The following is a 25,836-nucleotide window of genomic DNA, read 5'->3' on the forward strand; positions in this document are numbered from 1 at the left end:
TGTTATTTGTATCATTATTAAAGCCTAAAATTATATTGTTTTGAAAATGAAAAGAAAAGTTGAAATTGCTGTAATATCTGATGTGCATTTAGGTACTTTTGGTTGTCACGCAAAACAACTACTAACCTATTTAAACAGTATTGAACCAAAAAAACTAATTCTAAATGGAGATATTATCGATATTTGGCAATTTAGTAAACGTTACTTTCCTCCTGCACACTTAAAAGTTATTAAAAAGATTATTACCATGGCTTCTAATGGCACAGAAGTGATTTATATAACAGGAAATCATGATGAAATGCTAAGAAAGTTTAGCGACTCTCATATTGGTAAAATATCTATTGTAGATAAATATGTTACAGAATTAGACGGCAAAAAAGCATGGTTTTTTCATGGTGATGTTTTCGATGTTTCCATACAAAATGCGAAATGGTTAGCCAAGCTTGGAGGTTATGGTTATGATTTATTAATTGTAATTAACAGGTTTATTAATTGGTGTTTAGTAAACATGGGAAAAGAACGTTATTCGCTATCCAAAAAGATTAAAAACAGTGTAAAAGGAGCAATTAAATATATTAATGATTTTGAAGAAGTAGCGACAGATTTAGCCATAGAAAATGGTTATGATTATGTTATTTGTGGTCACATTCATCAACCAAAAATGATTGTTAAAGCTAATAAATTTGGTAAAACAACCTATTTAAACTCTGGTGATTGGATTGAAAATTTTACTGCTTTAGAATACCAATTTAAACGTTGGAAAATTTACAACTACAATAAAGATAAGCTTTCCCCTTTTTTTGCAGATGAGGATATTAAAGAAATGGAAATGAAAGATTTAATTGCCGCAATAACTATTGTAGATCCAGATGCTAAAAAATTAAAGTAATGCTTCTCTTAAAATAGTAATAGGATGCAATGCTTCTCTTGCTGTTCCATCTTTTATTTGATGCCTACAACTTGTACCATTGGCTGCAATAATAGTTTCTTTAGCTGCTTTTCTAATTGCAGGAAATAAGGTTTGCTCTCCAATTTGCATGCTTACTTGATAATGTTCTTTTTCGTAACCAAAACTTCCTGCCATACCACAGCAACCACTAGGAATGATAGTAACTTTATAGTTTTCTGGAAGGTTTAAAACAGAAAAACTAGATAGTTGACTTGCTTGTGCTTTTTGATGGCAATGCCCATGAAACTTAATCGTTTTAGTTTCTTTTGTGAATTGCGAAGCAGTTATGTTTCCTAATTGTATTTCTTGCTGAATAAATTCTTCTATTAGAAAAGTGTTTTTTGCTATTTTTTCTGCGGAAACTTTATCGTCAACAAGTTTTATATATTCATCTTTAAATGCAAATATTGCGGAAGGTTCGATACCAATTAAAGGGGTTTTTGAAGTAATTAAATTTTTGAAAATTTTAACGTTTTTAGCAGCAACATTTTTAGCTTGTTCTAATAAGCCTTTCGATATAAATGCACGACCAGATTCTTCGTGATTTATTAGTTCTACTTTATAATTTAATCGTTGTAAAATATAAATTGCATCTAATCCAATTGAAGTATCTAAAAAATTGGTAAACTCGTCGTTAAACAAATAAATTGTTTTAATAAAAATTTCACCAACTTCTTGATTTATAGCTTTTTCAAATTCTTTATATAAACTTTTAGTTTCAATTATTGGTAAGCTTCTTTTTTTAGCAATCCCGAAAGATTTCTTTAATACAGATGACGTAAAACTATTAGAAAAAATAAAGTTTGCCAGCTTAGGTAGTCGACTCGCTAATTGATTTAAATTGTTGTTATATGCAAATAATTTAGTACGCAATGAGACCCCATTTTCTTTCTGATATTGGTATTGAAATTCTGCTTTTAAGCTAGCAACATCTACACTACTTGGGCACTCGCTTGTACACGCTTTACAACTCAAACATAAATCGAAAACCTGTTTTAATTCTATATGATTAAATTTATTCGCTTTCTCTGAGTTTGTTAAAAACTCACGCAATGCATTTGCTCTTGCTCGGGTTGTATCTTTTTCATTTCTAGTTGCTCGATAACTTGGACACATTGTACCTCCAAACTCTGGAAGTTTTCTACAATCTCCAGAACCATTACATTTTTCAGTTTCTCGAAGAATACCTTGCGATTTAGAAAAATCTAATATTGTTTCCAACTCTGGCTCTACTCGATTTGGTTGGTAACGTAAGTTTTTATCCATTGCATACGCATCGACAATTTTCCCTGGATTGAATATATTATTAGGATCGAAAACTTTTTTAATACGTTTTAAAATTTCATAATTAGCAGAACCAATCATTAACGGAATAAACTCTGCACGAACAATACCATCTCCATGTTCACCACTCATAGAACCATTGTATTTCTTAACCAATCTGGCAACATCTGTTGTTATTTTTCTAAAAAGGACAACGTCTTCTTTTTTCTTTAAATTTAAAATTGGTCGTAAATGCAACTCTCCTGCTCCCGCATGCGCATAATACACTGCATTTTGGTTATAGGTTTTCATTAAAGCAGTAAAATCTTCAATATAATTCGCTAAATCTGGTAAGGCAACTGCAGTATCTTCAATACATGCGACGGTTTTTTTGTCGCCAATCATATTACCCAATAAACCTAATCCAGCCTTTCGCAATTCTACAGCTTTATTAATATTTTCATCAAACAATAAAGGATTTGCATAACTTAAACCTTGTTTTACAAGTATACTTACAAGTTCATTTGCTTGGTTTTTAGCATCATTAATGGTGTCCCCCTTTACTTCACACATTAAAACAGCTTCTGGATCTCCTTGAATAAAAGCTCTATTTTCTTCTTGTGTTTTATTATATTTTGTTAAATCTAAAATGGTTTTATCCATCATTTCGCAAGTATGTAAATCATGCTTCATAACGGTTTCTACACTTTTTAAACAATCGGTAATACTATTAAAATGTGCTGCAATCATAATGCTCTCCTTTGGAGGAAGAGCCTCTAGTTTTAATTTTATTTGCGTAGTAAATGCAAGTGTACCTTCACTTCCGGAAAGTAATTTACACATGTTAAAAGTTGAAGTTGAATTAGAAAACACTTCATTTTTAATTAATTCATCGATTGCATAACCTGTATTTCTTCTGTGTATTTTTGAATTTGGGAATTCACTTTTTACTTGAATTTGAACGGCTTCCGAAGCTAATTCGGAATAAATTGTTCGATAAATCTTCCCCTCTAAAGTTTCTAATTTTGTTTTTTTTCGGAATGCTTCTGAAGACAATTCCGTAAAGACAACATCACTTCCATCGCTTAAAATAGTATGTAATTCTACTACTTTATCTCGTGTAACGCCATATTGAATAGAAGTAGTTCCGGAAGAATTATTACCAACCATTCCGCCAATCATACAACGGTTTGAAGTAGAAGTATTTGGACCGAAAAACAAACCGTAAGGTTTTAAATAATTATTTAATGTATCCCTAACAACACCTGGTTGTACAATGACGGTTTGCTCATCTTTATTGACATGTATTATTTGAGTGAAATATTTTGAAACATCGACGACTATTCCTTCACCAACACATTGTCCTGCTAATGAGGTTCCTGCAGTTCTAGGAATAAGTGATGTATTGTTTTTATTTGCAAAAGTGAGGAGTAATTTTATATCCTTTTTACTCTTAGGAAAAGCAACAGCTAAAGGTAATTTTCTATATACAGAAGCGTCTGTTGCATATATAGAGCGAATTAAATCATCAAAATATAAATCGCCAAACAATTCGTTTTGCAGTTTTTTTAAAGCATTGTTAATAGCGTTGTTCATTTATAAATTTCTAATAATAAATTTCTACTCATTAAAGCTTTAAATTTACTATTAGTTTGCCAATAATTATAAAAGTAATACGTTATTATTTTAAGAATAAAACAGAAACTTATGAAAACCAGATTTTTAATTTTAATTGTAGCTTTAGGATTCACATCCTTTTTAAACGCGCAAGAAATAGCAGAAAATGCAATTGGTTTACGTCTAGGAGACGCTAATGGTTTAGGAGCTAGCATTACTTATCAACGCGCCATTTTAGAAAGCAACCGAATGGAATTGAATTTAGGATGGAGTAGTGATAGGGATTATAGCGGCATAAAGGCTGTAGGCTTATTTCAATGGGTAAAACCTATACAAGGAGACTTTAATTGGTATTTTGGAGCTGGTGCTGGTTTTGCCAGTTATAAATTTGATAAATACGACAACCACAAAGACGCTTTTGTTTTTGCAGCTGGAGATATTGGTGTAGAATATACATTTGACTTCCCTTTGCTTTTATCTTTAGACCTTAGACCTGAACTAGGTTTTGGAGATGGCGCTTATAATAACAACAACCTTGATATAGACGTAGGTATTAGTGCCAGATACACATTTTAATCACACGCTTTGATTGAAATTATTATTTAGGATTATTTTCACATAAAAATTTATGAAATACTACTTGTATTTATTATTATTAAGTATCTCATGAAAATAAAATTATCCCTAATATTAATCTTAATACTACAAACTTTCTATATGAATGCAAAGCATATTATACCAGAATCTATTTTAAAAGAAGCTAATAAAGCTTTAGAGTATTTCCCGCAGTTACAAGAAACCAACATTGAGATTAAATTCAAAAAAAACATTAAAAAATCTACAATGCAAGCCAGACCTACATTTGGTAGTTTTTTTAGAGGAAGAAAAAACCGAAAATACATTATTCTAATTAGTGAATCGTTTAAAATTTCTAATCAAGTATTTAAAACCAAAGATATCCCTTCTGATATATTAGTAGGTTGGATTGGCCATGAATTAGGGCATATTTTAGATTATCAAAAACGAAGTAAAATGAATTTAATTCGTTTTGGAATAAATTATTTATTTTCTGAAAATTCTATTGTAGAAGCAGAACGTGCAGCAGACACTTTTGCTGTTGCACAAGGCATGGAAAAGTACATTTTAAAAACGAAAAACTTTATTTTAAACCATGCAGATATAACGTTAAGCTATAAGAACCGAATAAAAAAATTCTATCTTTCTCCTGAGGAAATAATGATTTTAGTTGAAAACAGAGATAAAGCCCTAGTGAATTAATTCTTATTTACAAACGCTTCCCATTCTTTAAATTTCTCTTCTTTCATAACACGTTCCATTTTTACTTGTCCTCCTTTTTTCTTATTCAAACCATTCCATTCATAAAATACATCCGTAGCTACTACGACTACTTTAACCCCCTTTAACGCTTTACTTCTTGCAACCCTATAATTCTTATTCGCATTTTTTAAATATACATCTAACTGTTTGGCAATAGCTTTATTATCTGGATTTTTCAAATCAGACCCTAAATACCAAAAATGATAGAACTCACCATCGTCTCCTCTTTTGGCACAAATAGTATATTCCGGAATTGTTATTTGAAAGTCTTTTTCTAGGGCTTTCATCGCGTCATCCATTTTATTAACAGACAATTGAGAACCAACAGTATTTAAAAAGAATTTAGTACGACCAGTTATCTTAATTTCTGCTCGTTTTACATCAGTAAATTTTATGGTATCTCCAATCAAATAACGCCATGCACCACTAACTGTTGAAATAACAAGCACATAATCTTGGTTAATCTCTACTTCTGCTAGCGTAACAACTGGTGCATTTGAAACTAAAGAGCCAGATGCTGTTATATACTCTGGTTTAAAAGGGACAAACTCAAAATATATTCCAGAGTCTATATTTAACTGCATCGCATCTGTTTCTGGTCTAATTTGTGTTGCAATATATCCTTCGGAAGCCAAATAAGTATCAATAACAGTAACAGGTTTCCCCATTAAAGCATGAAAACTTTTACTATAAGGGCCAAAAGCTACCCCACCAGAAGTATACACTTGTAAGTTTGGCCAAATTTGATGGATATGCTCTAGATTATGATAGTCAATAACTTTTTTCAACATTAATTCTATCCATGAGGGGATACCACTTAAAGCACCAATATCCCAATCTCTAGCATTTTCTGCAATCTTTTGAACACGCTCATCCCAATCTGCAATCTTAGCAATATCTTCCCCAGGTTTATAATAACTTTTAAACCAAAACGGAATATTACTAGCGCTAATCCCACTAATCTCGCCTTCTAAATGATCGTTATTATCTTCTAAATCTGTTGAGCTACCAAGCATCATCATTTCTTTTTCAAAAAAATCTGCTGGCAAATCAAAATTACTTAAAGCGAATACTTGTTTTATTCCAGATTGCCTAATCGCTTCTATCATTGCGTCTGTAACTGGAATTTTCTTACTAGTTTTCCCTGTGGTTCCAGAACTAAGTGCAAAATAAGATGTGCTTCCTGGCCAAGTTATATTTTCTTTTCCTTCTTGCAGTTTACACCACCATTCTTCGTTTATTTTATTGTAATCGAAAAAAGGTATATTTTGAGAATATGCTTTTTGAATATTTTCAGCATTAAGAATATCTGAAAATTTATAATGTGCACCAAATGCTGTTTCTTTCGCTGTATTTAGCAAATCTAACAAGACTTTTTTCTGAGATTCAATAGGATCTGGAGCAGTACTTAAAACATCTTTTAATGTAATTACACTTTTAATTATATTTCCTAAAATAGTCATTATATAGTTTTTTATTCATTAACAAAAATAGATGCTAATTAATAATGCTATTAACTTATTCCCGCAAATAATTAACCCAAAAAAATTATGATATAAGACAACGATTTAATGTTCTTTGGTAAATGGCTTCGTATTGCGGAACAATATGATGAATATCAAATCTTTCCGCTTCCTTTTTAGCATTTGCCTTAAAGGTATTAAGTCTTTCTGAATCACTTAATACGTAGATTGCATTTTTAGACATTTCTTCTACATCACCAACATTACTCAAATACCCAGTTACTCCTTGCTTGTTCACTTCTGGTATACCTCCTGTATTACTAGATATTACAGGAACAGAAGACACCATTGCTTCTAATGCTGCAAGACCAAAGCTTTCGGTTTCACTTGGGAGTAAAAACAAATCACTAAAACAAAGAATTTTATCTATTTCATTACTTTTACCAAAGAAAATCACCTTATCCGAAATGTTAAGTTTTTCACATAACAATTCTGCTTTTTCTTTATCAGGACCTTCTCCAACTAGCATTAATTTAGCAGGCATTTCTTTCTGAATATTATTGAATATTTTAATTACATCCGCAATTCTTTTTACTGGACGCAAATTACTAATATGCGTAATTATCTTTTCATCTTCAGTTGCCATCATATCTCTTTGGCAATCTGTAAATCCGTGATTATATTTTTTAACATCAATAAAATTGGTGACAACATCTATTTCCTTTTTAATATCGAATAAGCGTAAAGTATCTTCTTTTAAACTCTTAGAAACAGCAGTTACTGCATCCGATTTATTGATACTAAAAGTTACTGCTGGTTTATAAAAAGGATGTGAGCCAACAAGCGTAATATCTGTACCGTGCAGTGTGGTTACAATTGGTACGTAAATATTTTCATCTCGCAACATTTTTTGTGCCATATATGCTGCATAAGCATGTGGAATTGCATAATGCACGTGAAGCACTTCAATTTGATGTAGCTTCACCATATCTACTAATTTACTAGATAGTGCTAATTCGTAAGGTTGATAATGAAACAAAGGATATTCTGGTACATTTACTTCGTGATAATGTACATTATTACTTAATAATTCTAGACGAACAGGTTGGTTATAGGTAATAAAATGAATTTCATGACCACGTTTAGATAATTCTAAACCTAGCTCAGTAGCTACTACGCCACTACCGCCAAATGTTGGATAACAAACAATTCCTATTTTCATAAAATGAATTTATTCTAAATATTATAGACAAGAGCATCTAGAGAAGAGAAAAGGTTTTGCTGCCATTTTCATTCTTATAGGTTTTGAATTTCTTTGTCTTCTTTCTATTTTTTAATCTATTATTGCATCATAAATAGCTGCTTGAATATTGGTTCTAATATCTTCTCGCAACAATAAGTTTTTTCCTGCTTTAGGATAGGTTCTATTTGCTAAAAACACATAAACGATTTCTTCTTCCGGATCTGCCCAAGCATAAGTTCCTGTAAATCCGGAATGCCCAAAACTCGTCATAGAAATACAACCACAAGTTGGTCCAGATTCTCCTAATTGAGGCTTATCGAAACCAATTCCTCTTCTATTATTATTATCACAAAAATAACAAGTGTTAAATTTGTCTATAGTTTCTGGTTTTAAATAACGTTTTCCACCATAAAAACCTTTTTGTAAATACATCTGCATGATTTTAGCTACATCATTAGCATTGCTAAAAACTCCTGCATGTCCTCCAACTCCACCTTGCATAGCTGCTCCCATATCATGCACATACCCTTGGATTTTTTGATATCTATAATAATCATCCTCTTCAGTTGGCGCAATGTTAATGTTACTAACCTTGTTGTTTGGATTGTACATGGTATAATTAGCTCCTAAAGACTCATAAAAATGATCTTTTACTAATTCATCTAAAGGTTTGTCGTAATGTTCCTCAATAAATTTCTTTAAAATGTAATATGGTAAATCACTATAGCGGTAACGCTTTCTAGTAAGCAAGTCGGTATCTTTAATTATTTCTTGAATAGAATCTTTATAATCTTTACGCATATACAATTCGTCTGCAACTTTAATACTGAATTCAGGATCGAAATGTTTTCTATAATATTTAGGGTCCGGACGTTTGGTAAGCGAATCTAATGTTGCATAATAAAAAGGAATCCAAGGTTTTAATCTCGCATAATGCGAAAGCATTGTTTTAATAGTTACATTCTTTTTATTAGACGTTTTATATTCCGGAAGCATCTCAGATAATTTGCTGTCTAACGAAACAATTCCTTGTTCTTCTAATTCCATCAACAATGGCAATGTCGCAAGGATTTTAGTTAATGAAGCTACATCGTAAATATCATTAAATTTTACTTTTTCAGCATTTTGATTATAAGTGTGTTTCCCAAAATTTTTATTGTAAATGACTTTTCCTTTTCTAGCGATAAGCAACTGAATTCCTGGTGTCATCCCTCCATTTACAGCATGGTTTGCAATAGAATCTATTTTTTTTAGTTTATTAGAACTCATGCCAACACGTTCTGGAATTGTGTACGATAAGCGACTTATTTCATTATACAAATCTCCTTGACCAACCACATAATCTACCCCTGCAGATACAGGTAAAGTTCCTTTTGCTGGTAATGCTCCAAAAATAATTTGCGCAGATTTTTGTTGTGCAATTTCGCTATTTTGATAGCTAACAACGACACTTTTAATATTGTTAATTGGATCAATGTCTAATAGCGCATAAGGTTTAACAAAAACATCTAGAATAACAGAATTGTTATTTGCTATTTCCTGAAGCCAAGCGCGTTCTTTTTCTGTGAACTTATAACTTTTCCAAGGGTTATCATTCGATCTATGCAAACCTATAATAACTGTGTTGTAAGGCTTTAATTTATTTAAAAGCGCCTCTATATTATCTGCTTTCACCTCATGAACGCGAGCGTATTTTTTAAGCTCATTATAAAAAACAGTTCCATCATCATCACCAAATTTCACATAAGCGATACTTTTAGTTTCTAGCTGTTGTAAAGGCAAAAGGCCAGCCTTATTTTCGGCAACTGTAATGGCGTTTTCTAAAAGCTCTTCATATAAAGCATCGTCTTTAATTCTATTTAAATCGGCAACTAAATTATTTGTTCCAATTGGAGAATAATTGTTTAAACCTACTTTATATTTTGCTTGCAGAATTTTTTTAACCGAGTGTGCTAAACGTGCTTCTGTTATTTTTCCAGATTGAAAAGCTTCCATGAATTTTAAAATTCCTTTTTCTGGGTCCTCCGACATAAGCATTACATCATTTCCAGCAAGAAAAGCCATTAAGTCTATTTCACCACCAGTGATTATATTTTTTGAACTACTACCATCTAAAGATTTTTCGACATAATCTGCAGCACCTTTCATCGTTAAAGCGTCAGTAAATATTAAGCCTTTAAAACCTAAACGTTCTTTTAGAATATTGGTTACAATATGTTTTGATAAAGAAGAAGGAAACCCTTGTCGAGATTCTAAACTAGGCACATTTAAATGCGCCACCATAACACTAGATAATCCTTCTTTTATTAATTTTCGATATGGATATAATTCGATAGAATCTATTCGTTTTTCATCAAAAAGAACCGTAGGTAATGTTTTGTGTGAATCGCTTTCGGTATCTCCATGACCTGGGAAATGTTTTGCATTTGCTAAAACTCCTGCGCTTTGCATACCTTTCATAAAAGCCAAAGCTTTTTCGGTTACATTATCTCTATCTTCACCAAAAGAACGATTTCCTATAATAGGGTTTTTCGGATTGGTATTGATATCTACAACTGGAGCAAAATTAAAATGCACACCTAAACGCTTGCAATGTTCTCCAATTTGTCTTCCCGTTTGTTCTACTAACCATTTATTTTTAATTGCACCAAGTGTCATATTCCATGGAAATGCATAAGTAGAATCTAAACGCATACTCAAACCCCACTCTGCATCCATACCAACTAACAATGGTATTTTTGCTGCAGCTTGTAGTTCATTGTTTAATTTTGCTTGTCTAACAGGTCCTCCATTAGAATAAATAACACCACCTATTTTTTGATTTTTAACAAGATCAACAACTTTAGCTTTGTTTTTTAAATCTTGATTAGAAAAAACCTGAACCATAAATAATTGACCAACCTTTTCCTTAAGTGTCAAAGTGTTATACAAACTATCTACCCATTTATTTTGGGAAACACCATCCCCTTTCAAAAGCGGATTAATCTCTTGTGCTTGGCTAAAAAAAGAATAGAAAATTATTGAAAGTAATATATAGTATGGACGCATAAAATTGTTTTACAAGTATAGCTTAAAAACTATGCCAAAATAACATTTTTAAAACGAAGTTTTACAGACTTTATGATAGATTTTAGAAGAATTATTAACTAGTTTATTAAAAGTGCATCCTTTTTAAGTATAATAATAATCGTAATGCAAAGAGTATTCAACTATGAGCAAGGTAAAACAAAGAATATTACACGTAAGTCTAGAAACTTTAATTATTTAGAATTTAAGAAAGCAAATTAAAGAAGCTATTCTAGCAGATCAATATGCCGGTCATGATATCCTAAAAGATACAATACGCCATCTAAACCAATGCTAGATATAGAGCTTTGTGCATTATCTTTAACCGTTGGTTTTGCATGAAATGCAATACCTAAACCAGCTAAGTTTAACATTGGCAAATCGTTAGCCCCATCACCAACTGCAATGGTTTGACTAATATCTATACCCTCTTTTGTAGCAATTTCTCTAAGGTACTCCGCTTTTTTATTACCATCTACAATTTCACCAAGATAACCTCCTGTTAATACACCATCTTTTATCTCTAATTGATTGGCATACACATAATCCATTCCTAATTCTTTTTGTAGATAATGACCAAAATACGTAAAACCACCAGAAAGAATAGCTGTTTTGAACCCATACTTCTTTAAAGTATCAATTAGTCTTTTTGCTCCTTTTGTGATTGGTAAATTAACTGCAACATCCTGTAACACATCTTCACTTAGGCCTTTTAAAAGTTTCATGCGTTGTTTAAAACTTTCATTAAAGTCTATTTCTCCCTGCATTGCAGATTCTGTTATAGCTTTTACTTGATCTCCAACACCAGCAAGTTCTGCGAGCTTATCTATTACTTCTGCTTGTATTAGCGTGGAATCCATATCGAAACAAACCAAACGTCTGTTACGTCTATAAATATTGTCTTCTTGAAAGGCAATATCTACATCTAAATCATGAGAGATCTGCATAAATTTAGCAGTCAATTCTGGTTTATTATCAATTTTACCTCGAATAGATAACTGTATAGAAGCTCTAGGATACTCTTCTTCTTGCGTAAGTGAGATACGCCCCGTTAACCTTTTAATAGCATCAATATTTAAACCAATTTCTGAAATCACTTTAGTGACTTCCGAAATTTGTTCTGCAGCAAGTTTTTCTCCTAATATAGTAATGATGTAGCGATCTTTTCCTTGAAGGGAAACCCATTTTTCATAATCTTCTAAAGATATTGGGCTGAATTTGGCTGTTACACCTAGTTCGTATGCTTTAAAAAGCAAATCTTTTAAAACTGCTGCTGATTTTTTTTTAGAACCAATTTCAAACAAAAAACCTAAAGAAAGTGTGTCGTGTATATTTGCTTGACCGATATCTAGAATTTTAGCGCCATATTCTGCTAAAACACCTGTTAAACTTGAAGTTAATCCTGGTCTGTCTGGTCCAGAAATGTTTAATAAAAAAATCTCATTACTCATGCTTGCTTTTATTTGCTATACTTAATTTAAGAATCTGCTATGCCAACTTTCGCTAGCTGGAACCTCCCAGTTTTCTTTAAACTCAGCAACTGTATTTACTAAATTATTAAAGACTATAGTATTTTTAGAAACTGCTTTGTCTTTTGCCATTTTTCTGAAATCAGTTAAAGATTTATAAGCAATATACTCTCCTTGTTTGTAGGAGACATTCATTTTATCCATTAAATCTACGTTGTAATCTTTTTCTAATTGTTGGATAAATTGCACAGAAGCATCGATTGAACAACCAGTCGCAGTGTTCATGTTTTGGTTTAAACCGATAACTATAAATCGCTTATAAACAAGATTATATCCTGCTTGCAAATCTGCGCCGTGTGCCGCCCAATTTTCAATAAATATATTTAGCTTGTTAGAAATCTCTTCCATTTCTTGATCTGAAAAAGAACGATTTGCTTGGTAGATCCAAACGCGAGATTCTTCTGGTAATGTATTAAAGTCTACTAACATTTTTTAAATTAAGGATTATGAATTACAGAAAAGGTATTAATTACAAATTTTGCGAACTAGCAATTAACTCAGCAATATCCATCACTTTTATTTGTGCTTCTTTTTCTTTTACTTTCACACCATCAGACATCATAGTCATGCAATACGGGCAAGCCGTTGCTATAATATCTGGGTTTGTTTGTAAAGCATCTTCTGTTCGAAGCTCATTAATATCTTTATCTCCCTTTTCTGGCTCTTTAAACATTTGAGCGCCTCCTGCTCCACAACATAACGCTGTTGCTTTGCTACGTTTCATCTCTACGAGATTAGCGTTAAGAGCATTTAACACATCTCTTGGTGCATCGTATTCAGAATTTGCTCTACCTAGATAACAAGGATCATGAAAGGTTATTTGTTTTCCTTTATAGTCACTTTCTTTAACATCTAGCTTTCCTGAGCTAATTAATTCTTTTATAAACTGTGTGTGATGAATAACCTCGTACACACCACCCAGTCCTGGATATTCGTTTTTTAAACAGTTAAAGGAGTGTGGGTCGCAAGTTACAATACGCTTCACTTCGTACATGTTAAGCACTTCAATATTCATCATGGCTTGCATTTGAAACAAAAACTCGTTTCCTGCTCGTTTTGCTAAATCTCCTGTAGCACTTTCTTCGGTACCTAATACTGCAAAATTAACGTTTGCTTTGTTTAATATTTTTACAAAGGCTTTCGTTATTTTTTTAGCTCTATCATCATAACTTCCAGCAGATCCAACCCAGAATAAAATATCTGGTGTTTTACCTTCTGCCATACACTCTGCCATTGTTGGTACGTTAAGTTGTTCGCTCATTATGTTGTAATTTTCGAAATTTAATTTTTAGTTTTTAACTGCGTTAGCGATAGAGGCATTGTTGAAGCTCTTTTTTATTTTTCTTAAAAAAAGCGACTGCCGAAAGCGCGACCCTTGTGGTAACGCCCAAATTAATCTACTCGTTTTTCCAGTTTAATCGGTCTTGTTGGTTATAAGGCCATGGTGCACCATTATTTTCAATATTTGTCATCATATTGTTTAATTCTGTTGGCGCTGCGCTTTGTTCCATTACCAAGTATCGACGCATTTCTATAATAATAGATAACGGATCTATACTTACAGGACAAGCTTCTACACAGGCGTTACAACTGGTACATGCCCAGATTTCTTCGTTAGTAATATAATCGCCAAGCAGTTGTTTGCCATCATCGACAAACGTGCCCTTATTAGTATCTATATTTTTACCCACTTCTTCTAGACGATCTCTAGTATCCATCATGATTTTTCTAGGTGAAAGCTTTTTTCCAGTAAGGTTTGCTGGACATTCGCTGGTACAGCGTCCGCATTCTGTACAGGTGTAAGAATTTAATAATTGTACCCAGGATAAATCTTGTACATCGCTTGCTCCAAATTTTGCAGGAACTTCGTCTTCTGCTCCTTCTGGAGCTGCTGCAAACGGGTCTGCGTTTGGATCCATCATCATCTTAACTTCGGTAGTTACAGATGCTAAATTGTTTAGTTCTCCTTTATTATTTACTCTACCATAATAGGTATTTGGAAAAGCCAAAAGGATATGTAAGTGTTTTGAAAAATACAGGTAGTTTAAGAATATAAGAATACCAACAATGTGTAGCCACCAAGCTGCTCTTTCAATGAAATGTACTGTGCTCTCTGCTATACCGGAAAACAAAGGTGCTATATATTGGCTAATAATATTTCCGGAATTTGCTTCTTGAAAAGTACCATCGGTTGCATTCATGACTAGAAATAAAGTCATTAAAACCATTTCGAAATACAGAATAAAGTTTCCATCACTTTTTGGCCAACCTTTCATTTCGTCTTTCCAGAAACGCGCTAATTTTATTACGTTTCTTCTTATCCAAAAAATGATTACTGCAACTAGAACTAAAATTGCTAGAATTTCGAAAGTACCAATTAAGAAACCATAAACTGCTTCTGGCAATACACTAGAAAAAATACGATGTGTACCGAAAAGCCCATCGATGATTATTTCTAAAACTTCAATATTTATAATTACAAATCCTACATAAACAACAACATGAAGAAACCCAGAAACTGGACGCTTTACCATTTTGCTTTGTCCTAAAGCGATGTTGATCATGTTTTTCATACGTAGTGACTTATTATCACTAACATCTACATCTTGCCCTAGTTTAATATTACGAACAAGTTTTTTTACATTTTTAGCAAAATAACCAAAGCCTAAAATTAGGGCTATGGCAAAAATTATATTTGGTAAGTAATTCATGTAATGGTTGGTTTATTGTCTTTCGTCTTCTGGTTTCACGTAGCCTGCTTTATCTTTTTTTCCGAAGACAGAAACTTTTACATATCTGCTAGGGTTTAATTTAAAGTCTTGTAATAATTCTTGTAATTGTTGCGAAGCTACCTCCAAGTTATTGTATAGGTCATCGTCTGTAAGTAACTTACCAAGAGTACCTTCTCCTTTATCTAAATCTGCTAAAAGTGTATTTACATTAAGTAAGGTTTCATCTAAGGTTTTAACAGTTTTTGATAATTCTACATCTTTTAAATCTTCAGAAAGTGCACCTAAATCTTTACTTACTTTATCGAAATTAGAAAGCATAGAAGTAAGTGTTTCATCGTTTTTAGCAATTAAAGAGTTAAAGGAATACGATAACGTTTGAAAAGATTTTATGGTAGTGTTTAATTCTCCAATAGCATTTTTTAATCCTTTTTCTGTATCGTCTTTTACTAATTTATTTAGGCTTACAAGAAGGGAATCTGCAGATTCTAATGTACCATCTAATCCAGAACTTAATCCAGAAAAGTTACTTGTTAAGCTTTTTACAAGACCTTCTTCTACTTCAGACTGTAAGAAGTCTCCGTTTTTAGCAGGAACTCCTCCTTCTACTGGAATGATAGCCATTGCGTTTCCTCCCATTAATCCTAGTTCATAAAGGCGCATTTTACTTTCTTTAGAAAACTTTAAATCTTTATCGATGGTAAAAGCTACACGAGTTTTACCAGATTCGAAATCGTATTTAATACTATTTATCTTTCCTACATTATTTCCTTTAATGGTGACGGGAGATGAAGGCGTAAGTGCATTATAATCGAATTCTGTATAGAATTCATTTTTTTGTTGAAAGATGTTTATACCTTTTAAATAATTAATACCAATAATTAGGAATACAATTCCTAATATTACTAGTATGGCTGTTTTAATTTCTCTAGATAACTTCAATATAAATTGGATTGGTTATGAAACAAAATTAGAAATAAATTTATAAAGAATGGCTCTAATTAGCACTTGTTTTTAAGGCTTGGTCTAGAGTAATTTTTATTCCATCTTTAAAAGCAACTATAAAACAGGATGTATATCCTTTACTTTTTGCGTTTGCTTGTAAATTCTTAGCTTTAGTAAAGTCGGATGTATATCCATGAAAATATTTATAAAGAGCACCTTCTTTTTCTCTAGAAATAGCATCTAACCCTTTAAAATTATATGCCTTTGGAGCTAGTTTTCTTGAGCTAGCAGCAATTTGCACTTTAAAAACTACATTTTCAATAATTTGTTCTTTCTCATTAGTGACACTTGGAAATTCTTCCTGAGGAGTAAAAACAAATTCCCCTATATTTTGATCTAAAGTACCTTTATAGTCTAAAATAGCATTACTTATAGATTTAGAGATTTCTTGTTGGCCTTTAGAAGAATTTAAATATTTTCCTTCACTTGTATTTGTAATAAATCCAGTTTCAATAAGAACACTTGGCATGTATGTGTTGTGCAGCACCCAAAGGCTAATTTGTTTTACACCTCTACTTTTTCTTTTTAATTTGTTTTGAAATCCTTTTTCTACTAAATCTGCCAACATAATACTTTGATCTACATATTCCTCCTGCATTAAAGTCAAGCCTATTAAAGATTCTGGAGCATTAGGATCGAAACCTTCATAATGTTTTTCGTAATTATCTTCTAAAAATATTACTTCATTTTCAGCTTTAGCAACATTAAAATTACGTTCTGTGTTACCAACACCTAATACATATGTCTCTGTTCCATGTGCTTGTGTGTGGTGTGCATTACAATGAATAGAAACAAATAAGTCTGCATCTGCATCATTAGCAATTTTTGCTCTTCCACGAAGTGTTACAAAGACATCGGTTTTTCTGGTATAAATAACTTTAATATTTTTATTACTCTCTAGATTTTTACCAACCTGCAAAGCAACTTTTAAAGCAATATCCTTTTCTGTATACCCATTTTTTGTTGGTCTTCCAGGATCATGCCCTCCATGACCAGCATCTATTACTACTACAAATTTTTCTGTTTGTTGTGCATATGTATTAGATATATTAACAAAAAACGTTAATACTATTATAAAAGATAAGAATTGTGATAATCTATTCGTTTGCATACAGATAATAACTATTTTAGGCTTGTATTATTTTAAATTGCTTAATATTAAATTAATCATAAAAAATATATGTAATTTTGGCAATTCAAAAACCGAGCCATACTTTTACAAAAATACATTAAAAGCGTTGCGTACAAATAAATTTCAAATACTTTTTGCTTTAAGTTTTACCATGTTTATTAACATGTTTGGCTTTGCACAAGACAGACCTAAATCTGGAGGAGAGATTGCACCTATAAAAAAAGGAGACACAATTGCAGTTAATGTAAACGATGTTTTACAGCCAAAAGAAGCGGTTTCTATATTGGAACTCACCGAAAAAGGCCAAGACTCTACAAAAAAAGACTCCGTTAAGCCTAAATCGGAATTCCTTACCGACATTGTTAGTTACAAAGCGAAAGACTATACTTCTTTTAATAAGAAAGAGCAAAAATTGTATTTATATAACGAAGCCGAAATTATTTATGGCGACATGGAAATTAAAGCAGGAATAATTGTAATCGATTATAGCAAAAATGAAGTATATGCAGGAAGGGTTAAAGATTCTCTAGGCGAATACACCCAACACCCTGTTTTTAAACAAGGCACACAAATTGTAGAACCAGATTCTATTCGTTTCAATATTGATACAGAAAAAGCTTTAATATTTAATTCTAGAACAGAACAAGCTGGCGGTTTTTTTGATAGTGAGGTCTCTAAAAAAGAAAACGACTCGGTGTATTTTGTACAAAACGCTAAATATACAACTTCAGAAAACCGGGAGGATCCAGAATATTATTTTCTGTTACGAAAAGCCAAAGTAGTTCCTGACGAAAAGGTTGCTACTGGATTAACTAATATGTTTATTTATGGAGTTCCTACTCCTATTGGATTGCCTTTTGCATATTTTCCATTGACAAAAAAACAGACTTCTGGTGTTATATTCCCTAGTTTTGGTGAGCAAAACTCTAGAGGATATTTTTTACAAAATGGCGGTTATTATTTTGCTTTAAGTGATTATTTAGATTTAGCAGTACTTGGTGATTATTACACCAATGGTAGTTATGGTTTACGATTAGAAAGTAAATATAATGTTCGCTACAAGTTTAACGGTAATCTTGGTTTTAGATATGAAAATCTAATTACTAGCGAACGTGGTTTTTCAGATTACTCAAAAAGCACTATATATAATATACGTTGGTCACACAGTCAAGACACAAAAGCTAGTCCAAATTCACGTTTCTCTGCATCCGTAAACCTAGGAAGTAGCACCTATTATCAAAACTCGATAAATCAAGTAAACGTTGCCAATTTTTTAAACAATACGTTGTCTTCTTCTATCTCCTATTCTAAAACATTTCAAGGTGAACCACAAGTAAATTTTAGTGCTACTGCAACACATTCTCAAAACACAAATACAGAGAGCATAACAATGACGCTTCCTACTATACAAACAAGTGTTAGCAGAATCTTTCCATTTGCAAGCGAAACTGGAACCAAAAAAGGAATTATACAAAATATAAACTTTCAGTATAATTTAAGTGCAGAAAATAGAATTACTACAACAGATTCTCTTTTCTTTAAAAAAGAAATGTGGGACGATGCAAAAAGCGGTATTCAGCATAGCATTCCTTTGTCTACAAACTTCAAACTTTTCAAATATTTTAGTTTAAGTGCTAGTACCAATTATGAAGAAAACTGGACGTTTAAAACTATAGACAAATATTACGATACGGATTTAGAAGAAGAAGTTGAAATAGAAAAAAGTGGTTTTGATGCTTTTAGAACTTACAATTTTAGCACAAGTTTAGGAACCACACTTTACGGAATGTTTAATTTTGAAAAAGAAGGAGAAGATAGAAAAATAAAAGCCATTAGGCATGTTATGCGTCCTTCGGTAAGCTATAATATTAACCCTTCTTTTGATAGGTATTGGGATTCTTATGAAGTTGTTACAGCAGATGGAGAAGTTGCTGAAGAAGTAGAAACTGTAGATTTTACACGTTTTGAAGATAATATTTATGGTTCTCCAAGTCAAACTTTTTCCAGCTCTTTAGGGTTAAATCTTTCTAATAATTTTGAAGCTAAAGTAAGAGATAAAGATAGTACTGCAACCGAAGCAAAAAAAATCATTTTATTAAATAATTTAAATTTTTCCACCTCATATAATTTTGCTGGAGATTCACTACAGTGGAGTCCTTTACGTGTAAGTGGTGGAACACAAATACTGGATGATAAAATGTCTATTAACTTTGGAGCTGTATTAGACCCTTATGCTTTAGATAATAATAACAGTAAAATAGATACTTACAATGTAAATAATGGAGGAAGCTTATTTAGACTTACAAGCGCAAACCTAACCATGAATTATACATTAAATAGTAAAACTTTTAGTGGTGATAACGACGAAAGTAGAGAAAACAGCAGAGAAGAAAATTTACGTAGTGGTGGACGAGCAGATGATTTATTTGGTGTTAATCAAGATTTTGCAGACCAAAGATTAAACAACAATGAGCAAGAAGAAAAAAAACCTAGTGAATTTTATAATTATAAAATACCTTGGAGTTTACGTCTTGCATACGCTGTAAACTACTCGAATGCTGCAAGACAAAATGAAATATCATCGCATTCGCTAATGTTTTCTGGAGATATTGAATTTGCTCCAAGGTGGTCTGTTGGAGCATCTTCTGGTTACGATTTAAAAAATCAAGGTTTCACCTATACACAGTTGCGTTTTGAACGGGATTTATTAAGTTGGCGAATGAACTTTTCATGGGTACCGTTTAGTACAAGAAGTTCTTGGAATTTCTTTATAGGAATTAAATCTAGTATTTTAAAAGATATCAAGTACGAAAAACGTAGACAGCCTGATGATCAACTTTAGGTTTTAATAAAATAGTTATGATTATTAAGTTATTTATACAACTTAATAATTAGTAATTGAATAACTTTATAATCATGAAAAAAATAATCACTACACCAAACGCACCAGCACCTATTGGTCCATACAATCAAGCTGTACTTTCTGGAAACACCTTATATACATCTGGACAAATTGCTTTACATCCAGAAACAGGAGAATTAGTTTTAGACGACATTAAAACTGAAACCAAACAAGTTATGGAAAATATGAAAGCCGTGCTTGCTGCTGCAAACATGACTTTCGATAATGTTATAAAGACATCTATTTTTATTAGCGATATGCACAACTTTGCTCCAATAAATGAAGTATATGGTCAATATTTTAATGATAGCTCTGCTCCTGCTAGAGAAACTGTTGAAGTTGCTAACTTACCAAAATTTGTAAATGTAGAGATTAGCTGTATAGCTGTTATTTAAATTTTACATTTTTAAATACCATTAAAACCCCCAAATAGCAATCAAATATTTTGGGGTTTTAAACCAGATAATTACCAAAATTACAATTCTCTATTCCTCGAGTAATTTATTAATTTCTATTGCTAGTTTGTCTACATTTCCTTCCGCATTACCAATAGAAATATACTTAATAACTCCATTTTTATCCACAATAAAGTTTTTAGGAATTGCTCCTGTTGCATATTGGTTCCATATTTCACTTTCGGGATCATAACCAACATTAAAATTAACACCGTATTTTTTCATTTTCCTGATTTTATTATAAACCACCTCTTTTTTTTCACCAATAGCAATAGGTATTAAAACAAAATCTTTATTTTTTAAAGGTTCTAATATTTTTTCAGGAAATTCTGCAAACTCCATTAAACACGGCGCACACCAAGTTGCCCAATAATTAATTAGAACAACTTTCCCTTTTAAATTGGATAGCCTGATAACTTCGTTGTTTACCATTTGCACACTAAAGTCACTTGCAATATCCCCTATATTTAACTTCAGCTCCTTTACTTGCGCTTTTTGTTTTTTTTCTATTTTAGGTGTCCCCTCTAATTTTACTTGGAGTTGCTGTTTCTCTTCTTCAGTAAATAGGTCTATAATAATAATAAACTCTCTGTCACCTACTTCATCCCCTATAGTTTCTAATAGTTCTCGCCACTTTTCTATACTAACACCTTTATTCATGGCTTTAATTAAGCCCTTATTACCTAGCGCCTTAAGTTGCTCTTTTGTAATTATTTTGTTATTTGATATGATTACATATTCTGGCTTTTTAATTTCTTGTTCTTGTGCTAAAGCATAAAAATTAAATAAGACAAAACTTAAAGCTAGAATTAATTTACATATTACATTTTTTCTATTTACTAATTTTTTATTTGTATTCATGAAGGAAAATGTTTTATAACTATATTTACAGTTATATAACTACAAATATAGTTGAATTAATAAAATATTGACTATTACAGGTGAAAATTTATATTATAAAAAAAATAGTTACATATAATTGCATTAAAAAATTCTACAAAATAGAAACTTTACTTTCTACTTAGATAAAAAGAAAATCAATGAAACAGCTGTAAAAATGCGCTTTAAAAGCCGGTTTGTTTTTTTGGCACGATGCTTGTATCTCTTATAGTAAGTTCAATTTTAAAACTTACAATTATGAAAAAGATTTTAGCAATTTTAACAACAATCCTTTTAACAGGATTTACTGTAAACGCAACTACAACCACAACAGTAGACGACAATATTAATACTAGTAGCACTTCTAGAGGTTATGGAAATTCTTTCATTTTTGTAGAACAAGGTGTAGAGTTTTCAATCTTTCCGGATGGTCAATTTGATTTTTACATGCGTAATTATGGACCAAACATAAATGTGTCTGTGAATCATGGTAATACAAATATTAGTTTTAACTCAGGATACGATTATAATGCATATGTGCAATATGATGAGTTTGGCGCCATTGTTCAAGTAGAACATGTTCCAGTTTTTTATGATTACTATGGTCGAGTTAGCCAAGTGGGAAATATTTTTATTAACTATAATAATTTTGGTTTTGTAACACAAGTTGGCGGTTTATATGTTCACTATAACAGATATAACCGTTTTTCACACCATACAGGTTACATAAATATGTATAACCGCTTTTATGTTTATAGACCATGGCATGCTTTTTTTAGAATTCCTAATATTAATCATTGTGTTGTATTTAATAGACCATATAGACAAAATTATAGACCTATTAGATACCAATATACTAGACCTTTTTCTAACAATTACAGACGTACCTCAGCAGTTGCTAGTAGACGAGGAAACACAATAAACAGAAGAAGTGAATTGGCTACTAGAGGAAACGATAGACCTCGAAATACAGTAAGTGCAAACACGCCAAGACCTAGAAGTGGAGTAACAACTTCTTCTCCTAGAAATAACACTCCAAGGCCAAGAGTAGCTACAAGTACTCCTAGAACTAATAATTCTAGTCCTAGAGTAAAAACGAATACAACAAAACCTAGAACAACAACAAATGTACCTAGACCTAGAACTTCGGTTTCTACAAAACAAAAAACGAGGTCTACACCAAGAGTAACAACAAGTACACCTAGAAAAAACTCTAATGTATCTACTAGTATACCAAGAACCAATAGAAAAGTAGCGAGTAATGCATCTGTTAGAGCAAATAGCAAAGTTACAAGCAGATCATCTAGAAATACAAATAGAACAACCTCTAGCTCAAGAAGCACAAAAAGTAGAAGATAAAAATTTTGGTTAGTTAGTTGAAAACCCTATCATTAGTTTGCCCCAAAGCAACTTGATAGGGTTTTCTTTTATTAGAAAGCCTATATCTTATTCAATTTTTAATAATTTTTTTATTAGTGTTGTGATATCTTTAGATAAAGAGAATTTAAACACAACAAATGCATAACAAATTGCTACCAGTGTGCTTTTAATAACAATATTAATAATAGGATGGAAATGGAATTCCCAGAAATAAAAACCTAAACTAAGGAATAAAATTAACACTAATGTATATCCTGTTTTACTTGTGAAAGGATGTATTTTAAATTTTAAATTTACATACCATAATTTTAATGCATCATAAATAGTAAAAGCAATAACACTTGCAATTGCTGCTCCTTCTATTCCATAGATAGGAATGAGCAAATAATTTAAACTAACAGCAAGTAATACAATACAGAAACCAAAGGTTAATATAATTCTGTAATAATTAGAATTAAAAATAATAGCATTATTATTTCCTAAAAGATTATCTACTAATTTTACTGCAGAAATAACAATTACAATAAATAATCCTTGACTATATTCTGGTTTTAATAAAGCATATAACTGATTGATATTAACCAGTATCAAAACAAAAATAAAACCTCCAATTATAAATAAATTTATAGAGCTTTTTTTATAGAGTTGTTCTAAATCCCAATGGTTTTCATTATTTAAATAGGAAGCTGTTAACGGATTCACAATTTGTTGCATTGCTCTAGCAGGCACAGCAATTACTGTTGCAATAAAAATGGCAACACTATAATATGCTACATTTTCTATTTCTATTAACTCACCAAGCATAAACTTATCTAACTCTAATAATATCATGGATACAGAACCAGCAATAATGATAAGAAAACTATACTTTAAAACAGTAATATAATCAAAAGATCTAGTAATGATTAACTTAGGAAAACGAATGCTAAAAGCATAGCCCATCATAATCAACATACGAATAATATAAACTATAGTTATTGCGTAAATAAATTGATCTACAGTTAGTTTATTAAAGAATACTGCTAGTAATAAAGTCATTGTACCTAATCTATGGAAAGCTTCTCGCATAAAATTACCAAACACCGATTTAAAGTGAATCTTACTCCATGAGAAAAAGATTTCAAAATATGCAAAAGCAACGGCTAATACATATATTAACCATGTATAATCTTTTATTATTTGATTTTCATTTGCTAACCAATTAGCAATAGTTTCATAAAATAAGGAACCTAAAAGACCAGCAGGAATAACAAAAAGCAAAGGTAAAAACAACATGAAAGTTAGAAAGCTGTTTTGAAGCTTCTTTGTTTTGTACGAAGAGTAAAATTTTATTAAAGTATTATTAACGCCAAAAATTAGTAATGGCATCATTAAATTTGCAGTAGAAAGTACATAAATTACTAATCCATAGTGTTCAGGAGATAAGAAAGCGGTATATAAAAACAAGGTGTTAATTGCTCCAACACCAAAACCTAAATAGGTAACGATGGTGTTTTTAATGGATTGTGAAGCAACTATTCCCATATTATAATATAATCCCTAAATTTAAATTCCAAAAAGCAAGTTACTACATTTTTGCTAATTCTATTTTTCACGAAGTAATTCTGCTAATTTACCAGTAAGTTCTCTCCTACTATATTTTTGCAATCCAATAGCATTCGATTTTAGTTTGTTTTCTTGAAATGCTTTAAAATGCATTAAAATTACACTTTTTAATTTTTCATAATCCGAATAAATAAAATAATTTCCGGTATTGGTTTCTACTATAATTTTTTCTACATCTGTTCCTTTTGGACCAAATGCAACTATAGGTCTGTTAGAAACCATGTACTCAAATAATTTCCCAGGAATGATGCATTTGGTCTCTTCTGAATCGATTTCAATCAGCAACAATAATTGTGACTCCTTCTGAAACATAATTGCTTCACTATGTGAAACATAGCCAACCATATCTAAATGATTAGTTAACCCATAACGCTCAATACTATTAATTACATTTGGACTAACAGCTCCAACTAATTTTAACTGAAACTGTTTTGCAAATTCATTATTCTCTGTTATTAATTCATTTAAAACTCTCCATAAAACTTCCGGGTTTCTTTTTGCTAATAAAGAACCAATATGTGCTAATGTAAATTTTTCATCTAATGAAATTGCTTTTGTTTTTTCAACATCATAACCATTTGTAATTACTGCTATTGGTTGCTTTGTTTTTTCTTGAAACTCTAATTTTGTTATTGTACTTGTTACAATAATTTGATCTGCAGTTTGCAAAACTTTACGTTCTAAATCGATATGTTTTTGTTTGGAAGCACTGGTAAGCTTTAACTCTTTATGGTAGCCAATAGTTGTCCAAGGATCTCTAAAATCTGCAATCCAATTTACTCCTAACCTCTCTTTAAGTTTCAAGCCTATTAAATGAAGACTATGTGGTGGTCCTGTTGTAACAATTGTATTAATATGATAGTCCTTTATGTAAGTAGAAAGATAATTTACCGATGGCTTTACCCAACCTTTTCTAGCGTCTGGAATAAAGAAATTACCACGAATAAGCAATAATAAACGCTGTAAAATACTTTGCTTTTTTACATCAGGAATCAAGCCTTTACTAATAGATTTTGTGTTTTTTTTAGAAAGAATTCCTGCTAACTTATAAGGTTCGCTAATAGGTTGTTTAAGTATTGTCGTTGCATTAGACACTTCTTCAACAAGGCTTTCATCTATTAAAGGATAACTAGGGTTTTGAGGAATATAAACAATAGGTTCTATGTTGAATTCTGGTAAGTACTTTACAAATTTAAGCCAACGCTGTACTCCTGGCCCTCCAGCTGGTGGCCAGTAATAGCTTATAATAAGTACTTTTTTTTTATTCATTTTGACATTCCT

General features: G+C 31.5%; 19 protein-coding genes. 6 read left to right on the forward strand and 13 right to left on the reverse strand.

Features of this window, described 5'->3' with window-relative positions:
• Positions 1-46 precede the first annotated feature (46 nt).
• Entirely contained in the window at positions 47-889 is an 843-nt protein-coding gene (locus tag ACVC3Y_RS01660; RefSeq protein ID WP_303425758.1) for a UDP-2,3-diacylglucosamine diphosphatase, read from the forward strand.
• On the opposite strand, the gene ACVC3Y_RS01665 is transcribed toward ACVC3Y_RS01660, so the two are convergent.
• Positions 881-3,808: an FAD-binding and (Fe-S)-binding domain-containing protein gene (locus ACVC3Y_RS01665; RefSeq protein WP_452225937.1), complete on the reverse strand. Its 2,928-nt coding sequence runs from the start codon at positions 3,806-3,808 to the stop codon at positions 881-883. The genes ACVC3Y_RS01660 and ACVC3Y_RS01665 overlap by 9 nt on opposite strands.
• 111 nt (positions 3,809-3,919) lie before the next feature.
• Between ACVC3Y_RS01665 and ACVC3Y_RS01670 the strand changes: the two genes are divergently transcribed.
• Together ACVC3Y_RS01670 and ACVC3Y_RS01675 are read left to right on the forward strand one after the other, a co-directional pair.
• Positions 3,920-4,405 carry a hypothetical protein gene (locus ACVC3Y_RS01670; protein ID WP_303425755.1) on the forward strand — a complete coding sequence of 162 codons (486 nt, stop codon included), beginning with the start codon at positions 3,920-3,922 and terminating at the stop codon, positions 4,403-4,405.
• A 90-nt stretch (positions 4,406-4,495) separates the two neighbouring features.
• Entirely contained in the window at positions 4,496-5,107 is a 612-nt protein-coding gene (locus ACVC3Y_RS01675; protein ID WP_452225938.1) for a hypothetical protein, read from the forward strand.
• Here the strand turns inward: ACVC3Y_RS01675 and ACVC3Y_RS01680 are convergent.
• The 9 genes from ACVC3Y_RS01680 to ACVC3Y_RS01720 form a co-directional block, all read right to left on the reverse strand.
• The gene (locus tag ACVC3Y_RS01680) at positions 5,104-6,630 is read right to left on the reverse strand and encodes a GH3 family domain-containing protein (RefSeq protein WP_452225939.1); all 1,527 of its coding nucleotides are present in this window, start codon (positions 6,628-6,630) and stop codon (positions 5,104-5,106) included. The genes ACVC3Y_RS01675 and ACVC3Y_RS01680 overlap by 4 nt on opposite strands.
• Positions 6,631-6,715: 85 nt before the next feature.
• The gene (gene bshA / locus ACVC3Y_RS01685) at positions 6,716-7,852 is read right to left on the reverse strand and encodes an N-acetyl-alpha-D-glucosaminyl L-malate synthase BshA (RefSeq protein ID WP_303425751.1); all 1,137 of its coding nucleotides are present in this window, start codon (positions 7,850-7,852) and stop codon (positions 6,716-6,718) included.
• A gap of 111 nt (positions 7,853-7,963) precedes the next feature.
• A complete protein-coding gene (locus tag ACVC3Y_RS01690; protein WP_452225940.1) occupies positions 7,964-10,921 on the reverse strand; it encodes a glycoside hydrolase family 3 N-terminal domain-containing protein in 2,958 nt (985 codons plus the stop codon).
• A gap of 245 nt (positions 10,922-11,166) precedes the next feature.
• Positions 11,167-12,390: a phosphoserine phosphatase SerB gene (gene serB / locus ACVC3Y_RS01695; RefSeq protein ID WP_303425748.1), complete on the reverse strand. Its 1,224-nt coding sequence runs from the start codon at positions 12,388-12,390 to the stop codon at positions 11,167-11,169.
• Positions 12,391-12,411: 21 nt separating this feature from the next.
• Positions 12,412-12,897: an ABC transporter ATPase gene (locus tag ACVC3Y_RS01700; RefSeq protein WP_452225941.1), complete on the reverse strand. Its 486-nt coding sequence runs from the start codon at positions 12,895-12,897 to the stop codon at positions 12,412-12,414.
• A 40-nt stretch (positions 12,898-12,937) separates the two neighbouring features.
• A complete protein-coding gene (locus ACVC3Y_RS01705) occupies positions 12,938-13,729 on the reverse strand; it encodes a (Fe-S)-binding protein (RefSeq protein WP_303425744.1) in 792 nt (263 codons plus the stop codon).
• A gap of 136 nt (positions 13,730-13,865) precedes the next feature.
• Positions 13,866-15,179, reverse strand: a complete 1,314-nt coding sequence (locus ACVC3Y_RS01710) for a 4Fe-4S dicluster domain-containing protein (RefSeq protein ID WP_452225942.1) — start codon at positions 15,177-15,179, stop codon at positions 13,866-13,868.
• Positions 15,180-15,191: 12 nt separating this feature from the next.
• Positions 15,192-16,139: an MlaD family protein gene (locus ACVC3Y_RS01715; protein ID WP_452225943.1), complete on the reverse strand. Its 948-nt coding sequence runs from the start codon at positions 16,137-16,139 to the stop codon at positions 15,192-15,194.
• 55 nt (positions 16,140-16,194) lie between these two features.
• Entirely contained in the window at positions 16,195-17,313 is a 1,119-nt protein-coding gene (locus tag ACVC3Y_RS01720) for an N-acetylmuramoyl-L-alanine amidase family protein (protein ID WP_452225944.1), read from the reverse strand.
• A gap of 127 nt (positions 17,314-17,440) precedes the next feature.
• On the opposite strand from ACVC3Y_RS01720, the gene ACVC3Y_RS01725 reads away from it, so the two are divergent.
• The gene (locus ACVC3Y_RS01725; RefSeq protein ID WP_452225945.1) at positions 17,441-20,176 is read left to right on the forward strand and encodes a putative LPS assembly protein LptD; all 2,736 of its coding nucleotides are present in this window, start codon (positions 17,441-17,443) and stop codon (positions 20,174-20,176) included.
• A 74-nt stretch (positions 20,177-20,250) separates the two neighbouring features.
• Positions 20,251-20,631: a RidA family protein gene (locus ACVC3Y_RS01730; protein WP_303425738.1), complete on the forward strand. Its 381-nt coding sequence runs from the start codon at positions 20,251-20,253 to the stop codon at positions 20,629-20,631.
• Between the two features lie 90 nt (positions 20,632-20,721).
• Here the strand turns inward: ACVC3Y_RS01730 and ACVC3Y_RS01735 are convergent, their stop codons facing one another.
• Positions 20,722-21,552: a TlpA family protein disulfide reductase gene (locus ACVC3Y_RS01735; RefSeq protein ID WP_452225946.1), complete on the reverse strand. Its 831-nt coding sequence runs from the start codon at positions 21,550-21,552 to the stop codon at positions 20,722-20,724.
• A gap of 276 nt (positions 21,553-21,828) precedes the next feature.
• Between ACVC3Y_RS01735 and ACVC3Y_RS01740 the strand changes: the two genes are divergently transcribed.
• On the forward strand, positions 21,829-22,929 hold the full coding sequence (locus ACVC3Y_RS01740) for a hypothetical protein (RefSeq protein WP_452225947.1): 1,101 nt from the start codon (positions 21,829-21,831) through the stop codon (positions 22,927-22,929).
• A gap of 87 nt (positions 22,930-23,016) precedes the next feature.
• Here ACVC3Y_RS01740 and ACVC3Y_RS01745 read toward each other — a convergent pair whose 3' ends face one another.
• Positions 23,017-24,474 (reverse strand): oligosaccharide flippase family protein, encoded by a 1,458-nt coding sequence (locus ACVC3Y_RS01745; protein ID WP_303425732.1) that lies wholly within the window; start codon positions 24,472-24,474, stop codon positions 23,017-23,019.
• Between the two features lie 60 nt (positions 24,475-24,534).
• A complete protein-coding gene (locus ACVC3Y_RS01750) occupies positions 24,535-25,824 on the reverse strand; it encodes a glycosyl transferase family 1 (protein WP_452225948.1) in 1,290 nt (429 codons plus the stop codon).
• Positions 25,825-25,836: the final 12 nt, after the last annotated feature.

The sequence above is a fragment of the Lacinutrix cladophorae genome (assembly GCF_053604645.1).

Bases quoted from the DNA above. Each gene is read 5' to 3' on its own strand.
- ACVC3Y_RS01700 (WP_452225941.1), bottom strand. From the start codon at position 12,897: ATGTTAGTAGACTTTAATACATTACCAGAAGAATCTCGCGTTTGGATC.
- ACVC3Y_RS01670 (WP_303425755.1), top strand. From the start codon at position 3,920: ATGAAAACCAGATTTTTAATTTTAATTGTAGCTTTAGGATTCACATCC.
- ACVC3Y_RS01690 (WP_452225940.1), bottom strand. From the start codon at position 10,921: ATGCGTCCATACTATATATTACTTTCAATAATTTTCTATTCTTTTTTT.
- ACVC3Y_RS01665 (WP_452225937.1), bottom strand. From the start codon at position 3,808: ATGAACAACGCTATTAACAATGCTTTAAAAAAACTGCAAAACGAATTG.
- ACVC3Y_RS01730 (WP_303425738.1), top strand. From the start codon at position 20,251: ATGAAAAAAATAATCACTACACCAAACGCACCAGCACCTATTGGTCCA.
- ACVC3Y_RS01660 (WP_303425758.1), top strand. From the start codon at position 47: ATGAAAAGAAAAGTTGAAATTGCTGTAATATCTGATGTGCATTTAGGT.
- ACVC3Y_RS01740 (WP_452225947.1), top strand. From the start codon at position 21,829: ATGAAAAAGATTTTAGCAATTTTAACAACAATCCTTTTAACAGGATTT.
- bshA (WP_303425751.1), bottom strand. From the start codon at position 7,852: ATGAAAATAGGAATTGTTTGTTATCCAACATTTGGCGGTAGTGGCGTA.
- ACVC3Y_RS01720 (WP_452225944.1), bottom strand. From the start codon at position 17,313: ATGCAAACGAATAGATTATCACAATTCTTATCTTTTATAATAGTATTA.
- ACVC3Y_RS01710 (WP_452225942.1), bottom strand. From the start codon at position 15,179: ATGAATTACTTACCAAATATAATTTTTGCCATAGCCCTAATTTTAGGC.
- ACVC3Y_RS01750 (WP_452225948.1), bottom strand. From the start codon at position 25,824: ATGAATAAAAAAAAAGTACTTATTATAAGCTATTACTGGCCACCAGCT.
- ACVC3Y_RS01745 (WP_303425732.1), bottom strand. From the start codon at position 24,474: ATGGGAATAGTTGCTTCACAATCCATTAAAAACACCATCGTTACCTAT.
- ACVC3Y_RS01735 (WP_452225946.1), bottom strand. From the start codon at position 21,552: ATGAATACAAATAAAAAATTAGTAAATAGAAAAAATGTAATATGTAAA.
- ACVC3Y_RS01680 (WP_452225939.1), bottom strand. From the start codon at position 6,630: ATGACTATTTTAGGAAATATAATTAAAAGTGTAATTACATTAAAAGAT.
- ACVC3Y_RS01705 (WP_303425744.1), bottom strand. From the start codon at position 13,729: ATGAGCGAACAACTTAACGTACCAACAATGGCAGAGTGTATGGCAGAA.
- ACVC3Y_RS01675 (WP_452225938.1), top strand. From the start codon at position 4,496: ATGAAAATAAAATTATCCCTAATATTAATCTTAATACTACAAACTTTC.
- serB (WP_303425748.1), bottom strand. From the start codon at position 12,390: ATGAGTAATGAGATTTTTTTATTAAACATTTCTGGACCAGACAGACCA.